Genomic DNA, 13,657 nt, shown 5'->3' on the forward strand with positions numbered 1-13,657 from the left:
GCGCGGCCCGAGCGCTTGGGGAACGGCGGAAAGCTTCGCGGTCCGCCCTACGCGGCGAGCTGCAATTTGTGCGCCGCACACTGCAGGCTCTTCTGGCCATCTGAGTGAGCTTCTCTAACACCGCTTCCATCATCTGACGTGGAAGGGGATCTATCATGCGCACATCACTCCTGGCGGCCGCGCCGCTCGCCCTGGCAACAACGGCTTTGGCTTTGGGTGCGGCCCATGCCGGCAAGCCTGGAAAGGGCGAGGGCGGCCAAGGCTACGAGGTCTGGGCGTCCGACCAGTCGAACTCGGTGGCGGGCGTCGCGGGCAACGGGCTTCGCGGCAGCTACCTTTGGATCTGGGACAGCCGGGACATCGAGCGGCAGCTGGCGGGCGGCCCCGATGCCGAGCCGCTCTCCTGCGCCCGCAACAATAACGGCCGCGCGCCGCGGAATGTAGGCCCTTGCGACCTTCTCGAGGTCTTCCCGCAAGACCTGCGCGAGTTCGGCGCCGACGGGCGGCCCACGGGCAACCGGCTGAGCGACCTCAGCGGTTTCGGCAGGCTGCACGGCATGCTGCCCGACCCGCAGAACCGCTACGTCACCGCCAACATCTTCGCGCCGGGCGGCGGCTATGTCGGCATCATCGACACCGAGACCAAGGAGGCGGTCGGCCTCTTCCGCGTGACCGGCACCAATGTCGGCGGCGGCACGGATGTGCGCTCGGTGCACATGTCGTTCTGGGACTCGACCGGCTCGGCGGTGATCATCGCCAACCTCAACGGCAAGGTGCTCGAGCGGATCGACGTAACCCGCAACGGATCGGGCAAGATCAAGTCGCTGACCTTCAACAAGTCCGCCTCGCTCGGTGTGGGCAAGGGCATGGAGATCACCGCCGAGGCGACGGTCTTCCGCGGCAGGAACGCCCACGGACGCAAGATGATCGGCGAAGTGGCCGGCTCCTATGACGAGCAGGCCTTCGCCGACCTCACCCCCAACGGCTTCTGCAAGGAGAACGGCTGCGCCGAAGGCCCCGACAGCCCCCTTGGCGGCAGGCCGAACAACGTCATCATCTGCCCCATCCCGTCCGAGAACCGCAAAGCCTACATCACCATGGGCGGCGGGGGACTACTCGTGGCCAATACCGACGCGACGCCGATGGCCATCGTCGGTGAGTACGACAACCAGGTCCTCAACGGCGCGGGCTGCGGCGGCGGCCAGGCGGACGGCTCCATGTTCCTCAACGCCGGGGTCTCGGCGTCAGGGGCGGGGGCGACCTGGTCCACCTTCACCATGTACAAGCTCGACGACAGCGCCTTCTCGCTGAGCCCGAACCTACCCAACTCGCCGTCGCCCGAGCTCGTCTTCGCCGATCCGGGCAACACCGCGACCGGCGGCAACCAGTCCGGCCCGGCAGCCAACACCAGCGGCCAGCTTCCCGGCGTGACCACAAGGCGCGACGCCCACGGCGTGGCGGTGACGACGGATGGCGGCTACATCCACAATGTCGACCGCATCCAGAACGTGGTCGAGGTCTTCGACACCCAGACGGGCACCAGGACCAGCTACGACCTCACCTCGGCCAACGGGCAGGGCAGCGGCTTCGGCGCCTGCTTCGAGAAGTCCGTGCGCGATGATGCAGGGCTACCGGTGAACGACCCGGCGCCCGACCTTCTGGAGCGCACGCCGGACGGCAAGTACCTGATGATCGCCCTGCGCGGCCCGGCGCCGGTCTCGGTCCAGCACTCCGCCCAGGGCTCGTGCCCCGGCGTGGGCATTGTCGAGCTCCTGAACGGCGGCTCATCGGGCAGGCTGGTTGGCGTGCTGCGCTCGACGAACAGCGTCGATGACAGCCCGCAGAACGCCCCCGGCGGCTACCCCTATGCCGGCGCCGAGCGCAGCGACATTCATGGCGCCACGGTGGTCACCAAGGGCCGTCGGCCCGCTCGCGGCAAGGGTCTGAGCCGGGGTAGGCGCTAAGCGCTCTCGCGAGGGAACCTTTCGGCAGGCCGCCCCTTAGCCGGGTGTGACCTGCCGACTGATTGCTGCCCTCGCCGCTCTGTTCGCCCTGGCCCATGCCCAGCCCCCTGCCGAGGGGGAGGGGCCTGCCGCGCCGCCCGGCGATGTGCTCACCGTCGGCGTGGTCAGCAACCCGCCCTATGCCAGGCGGGAGGATGACGGCACCTGGCAGGGCCTTGCCGTCAATGTCTGGCGCACAGCGGCCGAAGAAGCAGGGCTGTCCTACAGCCTCACGGAAGTGCCGCGCGGAGAGCTGACCGCCCGCGTGGCCAGCGGCGAGCTCGATGCGGGGCTACCGGCGGTGGCCGATCCGACCATGGCGGCGGAGGTGGACTACAGCTTTCCGTTCTACACCGCCACCTTGGGTATCGCCGAGCAGCGCCAGAGCGCCGTGGTGAAGACAGCGCTTCGTCTGTGGTCGGTGGAGTTCGGGCGCATCATCCTCTACCTCTCGGGGCTGCTCCTGGTCATCGGCGCGATCATCTGGCTCCTCGAGCGCTCCAGCAATGGCGACCAGTTCCACCGCAGCCCGCTAAAGGGGCTCGGCGACGGCTTCTGGTGGGCAGGGGTGACGCTCACCACCATCGGCTATGGCGACAAGGCACCGAGGTCGTTCCTAGGACGGGCGGTGGCGATGCTGTGGATGCTGATCGGTCTGGCCGTCAGCGCGACGCTCACCGCCGCCGTGGTCTCGGCCATGGACCTTTCGAGCGAGGGCAGCACGCTCTCGAACGTCGGGGACCGGAGCATTGGGGCGGCGGAGGGCACGGGTGCCTATGCCTATCTCGACGCCAGAGGTCTCGACGTACGCGCCATGCCGAGCCTCGAGGCGGGACTTCGGGCGGTGGAGGAGGGCGAGCTCGATCTCTTCGTCCACAACGCTCCGCCCCTTCGGGTGAAAGCGAACGACATGAACCTCAATCTAAGGATCAACACCACTAAAGCCGACCCGGAGCCGGTGACGATCGTCCTCCCCAAAGACTCACCCATCGAAGAGACCCTAGACGCCGCTATCATCAAACGCACCACCGCGCCGGGCTGGTGGGACCAGGTCAGAAAATGGATGCCGGAGGAGTAGGGTGGACGCGTAGGGCGGGTGCGCATCGATGGCGCTGGCATAAAGGCAAGACGGTGCCCGCGCCCGCATGCAACGAGAGCAACCGCGGCAACGCGGCTGCCGGAAACGTTGGCGCCCCGGACGATCATCACGCAGGCAGCCGCCCTACGGCATGGAGCGCCTTGCTAACCCGTTCCCCGCCTTGCATCCCCCACCAGCACCCCGTAACCGGGCGGGCCACCACCTAAGGCCCTGACCCATGCGCGCTGAAATCTCTCATGCTTCCGACCAGGTCCAGCGTTCGCTGGAGCTTTTGCGGCGGTCCCTGGACTGGGACGTGGCGCAGGCGCGGCTGAAGGAGCTGAACGATAAGGCCGAGGACCCGACGCTTTGGGACGATCCGCAGGGCGCGCAGAAGCTGATGCAGGAGCGCACGCGGCTCGAGAACGCCATCACCGCATTGGTTGAGATCGAGCAGGAGCGCTCGGACCTCGTGGAGCTGGCCGAGATGGCGGAGGCGGAGGAGGACGGTGCTTCCGTGGACGAGGTCGAGGCCTCGATGAAAGAGCTCTCGAAGCGCGCGCAGGCGGCCGAGCTCGAGGCGCTGCTATCCGGCGAGGCGGACGGCAACGACACCTATCTCGAGGTGCATTCGGGGGCAGGCGGCACCGAGTCGAACGACTGGGCCAACATGCTCCTGCGCATGTACACGCGCTGGGCGCAGCAGCACGGCCACAAGGTGGAGGTCCTGGAGGAGCAGTCCGGCGAGGAGGCGGGCATCAAGTCGGCCACCATCATGGTCAAGGGTTTGAACGCCTACGGATGGCTCAAGACCGAAAGCGGCGTGCACAGACTGGTGCGCATCAGCCCCTACGACTCAGCCGCTAAGCGGCATACGTCCTTTGCCAGCGTCTGGGTCTACCCGGTGGTGGACGACAAGATCGAGATCGAGATCAATGAGAGCGACTGCCGGGTGGATACGTTCCGCGCATCTGGGGCAGGGGGGCAGCACGTCAACACTACCGACTCGGCGGTGCGCATCACCCACGAGCCCACGGGCATCGTGGTGCAGTGCCAGTCCCAGCGCTCCCAGCACAAGAACCGGGCCGAGGCCTGGAACATGCTCCGTGCGCGTCTCTACGAGCTCGAGCTGCAGAAGCGCGAGGAGGAGGCCAACGCCGAGGCGGCGACCAAGACCGACATCGGCTGGGGCCACCAGATCCGGTCCTACGTCCTGCAGCCCTACCAGATGGTCAAGGACCTGCGCACCCAGGTGGAGAGCCCCTCGCCGGATGCGGTGCTCGACGGCGACCTCGACCGCTTCATGGCCGCGGCCTTGGCGCAGAGGGTGGCGGGGGAAGAGTAAGGCGCTTGCACAGAACTGTCCTTTTGTTCATGCTGGACGGGCAGCAGCGCGGCGGTTCCCATGGCGGTCCTCTACTACCTCTTGAGCTTCGGTTTCGTCGTCTACGGGTTCTTTCGCCTTCTGGGGGCGGGCCTTCTTCTTGCACTGACCTCGGGCCGGTGGGGCGGTGAGGAGCTGCCGCCGGAGGTTCTGACGCAGCTACAGGACGGGGTGGCCAAGGTCGAAGGCTTCCTCGCTGCGCATCCGGGAACGCTGCTGATCGACCTCTCGCTACCGGGCTATTTCGGCTACAGCGCGCTGATGGGGGCGGTGCTCTTTATTGGCGGGGTCCTCAGCCTCCTGAAGAAGACGAGCGGGTGGTTCCTGATCGCTCTCTACCACATCCTCTTTGCCCTGATGTTTCTGAACTACGGAGCACTGAACGCGAAGCTCCTCCATCTGGCGGTCAGCTTCGGTCTGTTCCTCATGTTGGTTCTTCTCGGACGAAAGCGCCTGCGGCACTGATAGCCCCTTCATGAGGGCTGTGGTCAGTAGACCTGCTGCACCGGCACGGGTGAGGCCTGGGCGTCGGTGACCTTCCGTGGCGGCCAAATCTTCTTCGCCATCCGCCGCGCCCACTCGTTCGAGTACTTCTCCAGCGTCTCCGTCGACAGCCAGGCCAGACCGAAGGTCAGGGCGAAGGTGAGTGGCCGCTTGAGGAGGTAGACCTCCCACTTCTCGCCCTCGCTGAACCAGCCGATCCGCATCAGGCTATGGATGGCGTAGAGGGCGAAGGAGATTTTCGCGATGAAGGCCAGGGGCTTCGAACAGAGGATCAGCGACGCGTAGGTGGGCGGCGCAACGATGCAGAGGCCCACCAGGAACGCTGCAGCATAGGGGCGCAAAATCCCAAGCGGCATGAGCGGTTCGAAACAGGTGGCGAGAAGCAGCGCGGCTGCAGGGTAGACCAGCAGCGACAGTCTGGTCTTCGTCTGCTCCGAAAGGCTGCCCCAGTCATAGCGGGTGATGACCAGGGCCAGGATGCAGCCGGACAGGATCTCGTCGATCCGCAGATGCGTGTTCACGCTGGCAAAGGTCTCTGTGTAGAGGCGCCATCCTGTGAAACTGACAGCGGCGACGGGCAGAAGGTAGAGCGCAGACTTTCTGAATACGGCGATTAGAAGGGCGATACTGATGTAGAAATGCGCCTCGACACAGAGGGACCAAAAGGGCGACAGCCCCTGGCCATCGTTCACCGTGTAGTTGCGCGTATAAAGGATCGTGCGTGCCAGTTCGTCCGCTTCCACGGTACCGAAAAGAAAGGCGCCGCTCGCCACCACGAAGGTGAGCGGCCAGATGCGGGCGATCCGCTTGAAGAGGAACGGTGCGGCGCGGTCGTCTCGGAGAAGCAGCGAAGTGATCAAGAAGCCGGACAGGCAGAAGAAGAGCGCCATCCCGAGGAACCCGGAGACAGAATTCAGCCCCCACTGGCTGGGACCTAGAGGGAGCAGGTGGGCCGCCAGCACGGCGAGGATGCTGATGGCCCTGACCCCGTCGAGTTCCCTGATACGCTCCATGTCAAAGGCCTTCCCTGCCGCGCCCTGCCTATCTAGGGCGAAAACCGTTATCGGGTGATGTTTTTATGCCGCTGAGCCGTTTCGAACTTTTCGCCGCTTGCCCGCCGGGCCTGGAGCCCGTGCTGCTGGAGGAGGTGCGCGAGCACGGTTGGAGCGCGGCTAAGCGTCAGCCGGGCGGTGTCTCTTTCACCGGCTCTTGGCCTGATATCTGGCGTGCGAACCTTCTTCTGCGCGGGGCGAGCCGGATACTAGTGCGGCTCGGCTGCTTCCGTGCGCCGAGCCTCAACGTGCTGCACGGCGCGGCGAAGGAGCTGCCCTGGAGCGAGTTTCTGCGTGAGGGGCAGGCGTTCCATGTCGAAGCGGCCGCGCGCAAGTCGCGCATCTATCACACCGGTGCGGCCGAGGAGCGGGTGGCGAAGGCGGCAGCCCAGCCGACCGGCGCCGAGGAGGCTGCCGGGGAAGGGCTGAAGGTCCTGGTCCGTATCGACGGCAACGAAGCCAGGGTCAGCGTCGATAGCTCGGGCGAGCTTCTTCACCGGCGGGGCTTCAAGGAGAGCGTGGCCGGGGCGCCGCTGCGCGAGACCATGGCGAGCCTGTTCCTGCGGGCAGCGGGGTATGATCCGTCGCTGCCACTGCTGGACCCCTTTTGCGGTTCGGGGACCACCCTGATCGAGGCGGCGGAGATGGCTGCCGGTCTGGCGCCAGGCCGGGGACGACGGTTTGCGTTTCAGAACTTTGCCAGCTTCAGGCCCGATGCCTACGACCGAGCGCGGACCAAGGCGCTGGCTTGTACAGTGCGAGGCACGGGGCCGATCGTCGGCAGCGACCGGGCCAAGGGGGCCATCGAGGCTGCGGTTGCCAACGCCGAGCGGGCTGGGGCGGCAGACCGAGTTGCACTGATGGTCCGGGAGGTGAGCCGCATCGAGCCGCCTGAGGGACCGCCGGGGCTGATCCTCACCAACCCGCCCTACGGTAAGCGCCTTTCGGCGGGCAGAGAGCTCGAACCGCTCTACGCCGCCTTCGGCGGGGTACTGCGCGAGCGTTTCGCCGGGTGGCGGGTGGCGCTGATTACCGAGAGCGACCGGCTGGCCAAGGCCACCGGCCTCAAGCTCGAGCCCGGCCCGCCCGTGCCCCATGGCGGGCTCAAGGTGCGACTCTGGCAGGGGACAGTGTAGAGCGGAACGCAGAGCTTTCCGCCGTCCGAGCGTCAGAAGAAGGATGGCTACGTAGTCCGCCTAACATACTTCCTGCGTCATCCCGGAAAGCCGCTAGGCTTATCCGGGACCCATGGACAAACGTTGCTTCAAATCTGATCCGCTTAGGCCATGGGTCCCGGCTCTACGCTACGCTTCGGCCGGGATGACGGTGGGAAGGTATCTCGTTCGTCGTCTTCTTTTCTAGGGGAACAACGCCACCTTACCTCACCGTTCGTTGACCTAGGTTTCAACCGTGCCTTAACCTTACCCCTGGGAAGGAGGCGGCAGGTCTCTCCCCTCAGGCAGGGTTCTTCGGCATATGAGTTTCAACGCACCGCGCCTCCTCGCGCTCTCGCTTCTCGCGCTGGCAGCGGCCTGCGCCACCGCGCCCGACAAGGGCGGCCAACAGAGCAGGGGGCCGTTCGCCTCGAAGCCTGTGCCCAACCCACACGAGAAAGTTGGCAAGCCCTATCAGGTGAAGGGCGTCTGGTATGTGCCCAAGCCGGAGCCGGACTACGACAAGGTGGGCCGGGCGAGCTGGTACGGTCCCGGTTTCCATGGCCGTTTGACCGCCAATGGCGAGGTCTTTGACGAGAACCGCCTGACGGCGGCGCACCCGACTTTGCCTCTGCCCTCCATTGTCGAGGTGACGAACCCGGCCAACGGCAAGCGGCTGACCCTGCGCGTCAACGATCGCGGGCCGTTCGCCAACGACCGCATCCTCGACCTCTCCAAGGAGGCCGCCCGCCGCCTCGGCACCGAGGCGAAGGGCGTGGCGAATGTCCGCGTTCGCTATGTCGGCCCGGCAAGGCTCGACCAGGCCATCGTGAAGGTCGGCCAGGCCGAGCGAGGCCAGTCCCTCGCCGCAGCTATGCCGAGACCGCCGGTCCTCAGCCCGCTGCGCGAGCCACAGCTTCCCACCGAGACCGACATCATCCTCGCCGATCTCGACCCTTCGGTTCTCGACGGCATCAAGGTGAACCCGGTGAGGAACGCGGCCTTCTTCGTGCAGATCGGTGCCTTCTCGACCTCCGGCAACGCCCGCGCTGCCGTCTCGCGCCTGCCCGAGGACAAACCCGTGAGCCTGCACATCAAGGACAGCGGACCGACCCAGCTCACCCTTGTCCGGATGGGGCCGTTCAGCCATCCTCTCTCGGCGCAAGAAGCGCTCGAAGAGGCCAAGACCCAAGGCTTCGGCGACGCGCATATCGTGGAAGAGGTCGCCCGTTGAAGAGAACTGCACTCGCAGCCCTCAGCCTACTGACACTGACCGCCCCGGCTTTCGCCCAGAATGAAGGCTTGGTGCGGACCAAGGCGAGCCATGCCGTCATCATGGATGTCGCCTCCGGGGAGTTCCTCTACGGCAAGGACGCCGATACCCCTGTGCCGCCCGCCTCCATGTCCAAGCTGATGACGGCAGCGGTGGTGCTCGACCTCATCAAGCAGGGCAAGCTGACGCCGGAGACGCCCTTCACCGTCTCGGAGAAGGCGTGGCGCACGGGCGGCTCGAAGATGTTCGTGCTGGTGGACACCGATATCACCGTGGAGAACCTCCTCAAGGGCATCATCGTTCAGTCCGGGAACGATGCCTGCATCGTGGTGGCGGAGAACATCGCGGGCAGCGAGGAAGCCTTTGCCGAGCTGATGAACGCGCGGGCGAAGGCCTGGGGTCTCGACCAGTCGAGCTTCGGCAACCCCACAGGCCTTCCGCACCCGGAGCAGCGCATGTCCATGCGCGACCTCGCCAAGCTCGCTCGGCACATCTGGTACGAGTATCCGGAGTACCGCTATATCTTCTCCATCCCCGAGTTTACCTGGTCGAAGATCACCCAATCCAATCGCAACCCGCTGATCGGCGCCATGGAGGGCGCGCGGGGCATGAAGACCGGGCACACGGACGAGGCAGGCTACGGCGTTGTCGGCCTGGCCGAGCGGGACGGTGAAGCACGCATTGCCGTGGTCACGGGGCTCGATTCCGAAGCGGCCCGCCGATCCGCCGCCATCGACCTCATGGACGAGGCATTCGACAGCTTCGACGAGGCGACCTTCTTCGAGGCGGGCGACCTCGTGGGCTATGCGGATGTTTTCGCGGGCCGTGAGGAGAGCGTTCCCCTGCGGATCGACCAGGAGGTCCGCTTCCTCCTCCACAAGCGTACCTTGAGCGGCGCTGAAGCGGAGGTCTCCTATCAAGGTCCCCTCCGTGCACCGATCAAGGAGGGTGAGCAGGTGGCCGTCCTGACCCTGACCATGCCGGGGCAGCCGACGCGGGACTACCCCGTCTATACCGCGGGTGAGGTGAAGGGGCTGGGCTTCTTCAAGAAGGTGCAGCTGGGCCTGCAGCAGCTCCTGACGCCCCCCGGAAGCGACGGCGCGTGACGTTCATCACCTTCGAAGGCCCCGAGGGCGCCGGTAAGAGCACCCAGGTGAAGGCGCTTGCCAAGGCGCTGAAGAAAGCGGGCCGCGACGTCACCACGACCCGCGAGCCGGGCGGCGCGCCGGGGGCGGAGGCCTTGCGCAGCCTTCTTCTGGATAAGGACAATCACTGGTCGCCCACGGCGGAAACCCTGCTGATGAACGCGGCCCGCGACACCCACATCCGCCATACGATCGCCCCGGCCCTGTCGCGCGGCGAAGTGGTGCTCTGCGACCGCTTCTGCGATTCGACCGAGGCCTATCAGATCGGCGCCGACGAGGCCTTGATCGCACAGCTTCGCGAGAAGGTGGTGGAGAGGATGCCGGACCTCACCCTCCTCTTCGATCTCCCCGTGGAAGTGGGCCTCTCGCGCGCCAACGAACGCGGCGCCGCCGACCGGTTCGAGGCGAGGGGGCTCGACTTCCACCAGGCGGTGCGCGAGCGCTTCCTCGCCATCGCCGCCCGCGAGCCGAGCCGCGTCGTCCGCATCGACGCCAATCAGCCGCAGGAGGATGTCGAAAAGGAAGTCCGCGCGGCGGTTAACGCGAGGCTGCCTGGTCTGCTATAGGGCCGCCATGGACGCCCTTTCCCCGCCCGAAGAGACCGAGGACTTCCTCGCTCACCCCTCCACCCTCCTGGCCGTCGAGCAGCTTCTCGAGTGGGACGCCATGACCGGCGGCTTCGTCATCAGCGGGCCGGAGGGCATTGGCAAGGCGAGCCTAGCCTTCCTGTTGGCGGCGACGCTTCTGTCGGGCGGCGGGAGGCTGGGCGAGAGCGACCCGGCGGTGAGGAACCTCATCACCTCGGGCAGCCACCCGGACCTTGTCACCGTCAGGCGGCAGGAGAACGAGAAGACCGGCAAGCTGCGCCAGGAGATCGGCGTCGATCAGATCAGGGCAGCGAACCACCGCCTGCAGCAGGCCTCGATCACCGGTCGCCGGGCGGTCGTCATCGACCTCGCCGACGAGCTCGGCCGGGAGGCGGCCAACGCCTTTCTCAAGAACCTCGAGGAGCCGCCCAAGGGCACGGCGATCTTCCTTCTCTCCAAGTCGCCCTCGCAGCTCCTCCCCACACTGACGAGCCGGTGCAGGCGGATCATGATGAAGCCGGTCGCGACCGAACCGCTGACCGAGTGGCTGGTCTCGCGCACGGACCGTAGCAAGGAAGAGGCGGCAAGGCTCGCCGAGGCCGCCGAGGGCAGGCCGGGTAGGGCACTCAAGCTGTCGCTCAGCGAGGGCGAAGATGCCGCCAAGCTGGCCGAAAGCTTCCTACGCGCCGTCGCTGGCAAGGCCGACCTTCAGACCGCTGCCAGGAAGTTCGCGGCAAAAGGGGCCGAGCTTCAGACGGAGGAGGCGCGGGAGATCGTCCTCACCCGCCTCCGCCGTGCACTGAGCGCTCCTGGCATGGAAGCTTCCGAGCGGGGCAGGCGGCTTGCGGCCTATGAAGAGGCGCGCCGAACATTTCGCAACGCCGGTACCGCCGACGTCATCCAGACGGCGCTGATCGCGGGTATGCGGATTAGGGACGCGATGAGGGGGGCAGGGCATGTTCGTTGACAGCCACGTCAACCTGCACGGCGAGCGCTATGAGGAGGATCTCGACGAGGTTCTCGCGCGCGCGGATGCAGCAGGCATCGGGGCCATGCTGCTCATCTCCGACCGGCTGGAGCATACGGAGGAGATCGCCCGGATCGCCGCTCGGGATCACCGGTTCACCCGGTCCGTCGGCGTTCACCCTCACCACGCCAAGGACTTCGCCGAACTGACCGCTGACCGCTTGATCGAGCTGGCGGCTGGAGCTGACGTCGTGGGCATTGGCGAGTGCGGCCTGGACTACCACTACGAGTACTCGCCGCGGGAGGATCAGCGCCGCGTCTTCGCCGCCCATATCGAAGCGAGCCAGCGGACCGGCCTGCCGCTCATCGTCCACACCCGCGAGGCCGATGCCGACATGCAGGCCATGCTGGAAGAGGGGTATGGGGACAAAATCTTCCCCCTCCTGCTGCACTGCTACACATCGGGCCGCGAGCTGATGGAGGCGGGTCTCGCTATGGGGGGCTACGTAGCCTTCTCCGGCATTCTGACGTTCAAGAAGGCCAACGAGGTGAGGGCGCTTGCCGAGGCCGTGCCGATGGACCGCCTACTGATCGAGACCGACTGTCCCTTCCTCGCGCCCGTGCCTTACAGGGGCCGCCGCAACGAACCCGCCTACATCATCGAGGTGGCGAAGAAGCTGGCTGAAGTGAAGGGCGTGTCTGTCGAGGAGATCGAAGAAGCGACCACGGAGAACTTCTTCCACCTGTTCGATAAAGCGCCCCGGCCGTGAAGGTTCGCGCCATCATCCTAGGCTGCGGCAGCTCCGGCGGTGTACCCCGTATCGGCGGCGAAGACGGACGCGGCAATTGGGGCGACTGCGACCCGAGCGAGCCGAGAAACCGACGCTCCCGCTGCTCGGTGGTCTTCCAGCGCGCCCATGAGGACGGCAGCTTCGAGGGCGAGCTGACGACCCTCCTCATCGACACGGCGCCGGAACTGCGTCTTCAGCTCACGGATAACGGTATCGGCCATGTGGATGCCTGCGCCATCACCCACGACCACGCCGACCAGACCCACGGCATCGACGACCTACGCGCGGTGGCCATCAACCGGATGCAGCGTGTCCCGGTGTACCTATCCGAAGTGACCTCGCCCAACCTACCCAAGCGCTTCGCCTACTGCTTCGAGAGGCCGGAGGGTAGCTTCTACCCGCCCATCCTCGACCGCCGCGAGCTGCCGGCAGAAGGGGCGGCTTTCACAGTGGAGGGGCCGTCTGGGCCGCTGCCCTGCATCCCGTTCCTCCAGCACCACGGCAACGTGCCTTCCCACGGCTTCCGGGTAGGGCCGATCGCCTACTCGGCAGACGTCAACGATCTTTATCCGGAGAGCTGGGAGGTCGTAGAAGGCACCCACACCTGGATCATCGACGCGCTGCAGTACAAGCCCCATGTCAGCCATCTGCATCTTGAGAAGTCGCTTGAGTTCATCGAGCGGGCAGGGTGCGAACGCGGCGTGCTGACGAATCTGCACGTGGTGATGGACTACCGCACCGTCGCCGACGAGACACCGGGGCATGTCGAGCCTGCCTATGATGGCATGGTGGTGGAGGCATGTAATTGAGCCGTCATCCCGGAAGCCGAAGGCTATCCGGGACCCATGGCCAGTACGCTCTCAAGCTGATCTTTCCGGTGGGAACAAAGTATGGTCCATGGGTCCCGGATAAGCGCTTGGCGCTTTCCGGGATGACGGACTTAAATTTCAATATCCTTCGCCAGATCGAGCGCCTCGCGCTTGTCCACGCCTAGATACTCCGCCGTCGAACCGATGCTCTTATGTCCCAGAAGGTGCTGGCAGGCGCGCAGGTTCTTCGTCTCCTTGTAGATCAGCGACGACTTCGTCCGGCGCATGGAGTGGGTGGAGAAGCGCCGACGGTCCAGCCGCGCCATCTCGGCCCAGGACTTGACCAGCCGCGAGTACTGCATGCGCGAAAGCGGTCCCTCGGAAGGCCGCGGCCCGATGGAAGTGAAGACGTAGTCGCCCACATCCTTGCCGGACATGTCGATCCACATCTGCAGACTGTGCCGTGCTTCGCGCCCCAGGGTCACCGTCTTGGAGCGCCCGGTCTTCTCCTGCAGCACGTCGAACTCCTCGACCACGCGGCCGAGATGATCGGTCATGTGCTCGACCTTGAGGGAAAGAAGCTCCGACGCCCGGCACATGGCGTCGAGACCCAGATTGAACAGCGCCAGATCCCGCGTCCGGGCCGGCGTCTTCCGAGCCTCGACCTCCAAGCACTCGCGCACATGCTGCGCTTCCTCGGGATCGAAAGGCTTCATCTGACCCACGGCCCGGTCCTTGTTCCAGGCAGGGCGCGGCGGTTCCTGATTGGCAGCGTCACTCATGGTGAACGGTTTGCCGCCCGAAGCCTTAGGGAATGGTTGCCGTTCGAGGAGGTAGAGGCGCCTGCCGTATCGGCGCAGCATGTCCTTCATCAAATAGCCAATGTTCGCTTCCGGGAGAAGCGAACATTG

The 13,657-nt window shown here is 65.9% G+C and carries 13 protein-coding genes; 11 read left to right on the forward strand and 2 right to left on the reverse strand.

Features of this window, described 5'->3' with window-relative positions; all coding sequences use genetic code 11:
• Positions 1–155: 155 nt before the first annotated feature.
• The 4 genes from NOG11_RS12635 (at position 156) to NOG11_RS12650 (ending at position 4,930) form a co-directional block, all read left to right on the forward strand.
• Positions 156–1,964, forward strand: a complete 1,809-nt coding sequence (locus NOG11_RS12635) for a hypothetical protein (protein ID WP_256620128.1) — start codon at positions 156–158, stop codon at positions 1,962–1,964.
• Positions 1,965–2,010: 46 nt separating this feature from the next.
• Positions 2,011–3,081, forward strand: a complete 1,071-nt coding sequence (locus tag NOG11_RS12640) for an ion channel (RefSeq protein WP_256620129.1) — start codon at positions 2,011–2,013, stop codon at positions 3,079–3,081.
• A 238-nt stretch (positions 3,082–3,319) separates the two neighbouring features.
• Positions 3,320–4,426: a peptide chain release factor 2 gene (prfB, locus tag NOG11_RS12645; RefSeq protein WP_256620130.1), complete on the forward strand. Its 1,107-nt coding sequence runs from the start codon at positions 3,320–3,322 to the stop codon at positions 4,424–4,426.
• A gap of 60 nt (positions 4,427–4,486) precedes the next feature.
• The gene (locus NOG11_RS12650) at positions 4,487–4,930 is read left to right on the forward strand and encodes a hypothetical protein (protein WP_256620131.1); all 444 of its coding nucleotides are present in this window, start codon (positions 4,487–4,489) and stop codon (positions 4,928–4,930) included.
• Positions 4,931–4,953: 23 nt separating this feature from the next.
• Here the strand turns inward: NOG11_RS12650 and NOG11_RS12655 are convergent, their stop codons facing one another.
• Positions 4,954–5,982, reverse strand: coding sequence for an acyltransferase family protein (locus NOG11_RS12655; protein WP_256620132.1), 1,029 nt, complete (start codon positions 5,980–5,982; stop codon positions 4,954–4,956).
• Positions 5,983–6,047: 65 nt separating this feature from the next.
• Between NOG11_RS12655 and NOG11_RS12660 the strand changes: the two genes are divergently transcribed.
• From NOG11_RS12660 to NOG11_RS12690, 7 genes are all read left to right on the forward strand, one after another.
• Positions 6,048–7,157, forward strand: coding sequence for a THUMP domain-containing class I SAM-dependent RNA methyltransferase (locus NOG11_RS12660; protein ID WP_256620134.1), 1,110 nt, complete (start codon positions 6,048–6,050; stop codon positions 7,155–7,157).
• Positions 7,158–7,497: 340 nt separating this feature from the next.
• A complete protein-coding gene (locus NOG11_RS12665) occupies positions 7,498–8,409 on the forward strand; it encodes a septal ring lytic transglycosylase RlpA family protein (RefSeq protein WP_256620136.1) in 912 nt (303 codons plus the stop codon).
• The gene (locus NOG11_RS12670; protein ID WP_256620137.1) at positions 8,406–9,554 is read left to right on the forward strand and encodes a D-alanyl-D-alanine carboxypeptidase family protein; all 1,149 of its coding nucleotides are present in this window, start codon (positions 8,406–8,408) and stop codon (positions 9,552–9,554) included. The genes NOG11_RS12665 and NOG11_RS12670 overlap by 4 nt, the downstream gene beginning before the upstream one ends.
• Complete coding sequence (tmk, locus tag NOG11_RS12675; RefSeq protein WP_256620138.1) at positions 9,551–10,159, forward strand: dTMP kinase; 609 nt, start codon at positions 9,551–9,553, stop codon at positions 10,157–10,159. The genes NOG11_RS12670 and tmk overlap by 4 nt, the downstream gene beginning before the upstream one ends.
• Before the next feature lie 7 nt (positions 10,160–10,166).
• The gene (locus tag NOG11_RS12680; RefSeq protein ID WP_256620139.1) at positions 10,167–11,147 is read left to right on the forward strand and encodes a DNA polymerase III delta subunit-related protein; all 981 of its coding nucleotides are present in this window, start codon (positions 10,167–10,169) and stop codon (positions 11,145–11,147) included.
• Positions 11,137–11,916, forward strand: coding sequence for a TatD family hydrolase (locus NOG11_RS12685; RefSeq protein ID WP_256620140.1), 780 nt, complete (start codon positions 11,137–11,139; stop codon positions 11,914–11,916). Before NOG11_RS12680 ends, NOG11_RS12685 begins: the two co-directional genes overlap by 11 nt.
• Positions 11,913–12,746 carry an MBL fold metallo-hydrolase gene (locus tag NOG11_RS12690; RefSeq protein WP_256620141.1) on the forward strand — a complete coding sequence of 278 codons (834 nt, stop codon included), beginning with the start codon at positions 11,913–11,915 and terminating at the stop codon, positions 12,744–12,746. The genes NOG11_RS12685 and NOG11_RS12690 overlap by 4 nt, the downstream gene beginning before the upstream one ends.
• A gap of 131 nt (positions 12,747–12,877) precedes the next feature.
• Here the strand turns inward: NOG11_RS12690 and NOG11_RS12695 are convergent.
• A partial coding sequence (locus tag NOG11_RS12695) for a tyrosine-type recombinase/integrase (RefSeq protein WP_256620143.1) occupies positions 12,878–13,657 on the reverse strand: 780 nt, incomplete at its 5' end.

Source organism: Parvularcula maris, assembly GCF_024505085.1.
Taxonomy (GTDB): domain Bacteria; phylum Pseudomonadota; class Alphaproteobacteria; order Caulobacterales; family Parvularculaceae; genus Parvularcula; species Parvularcula maris.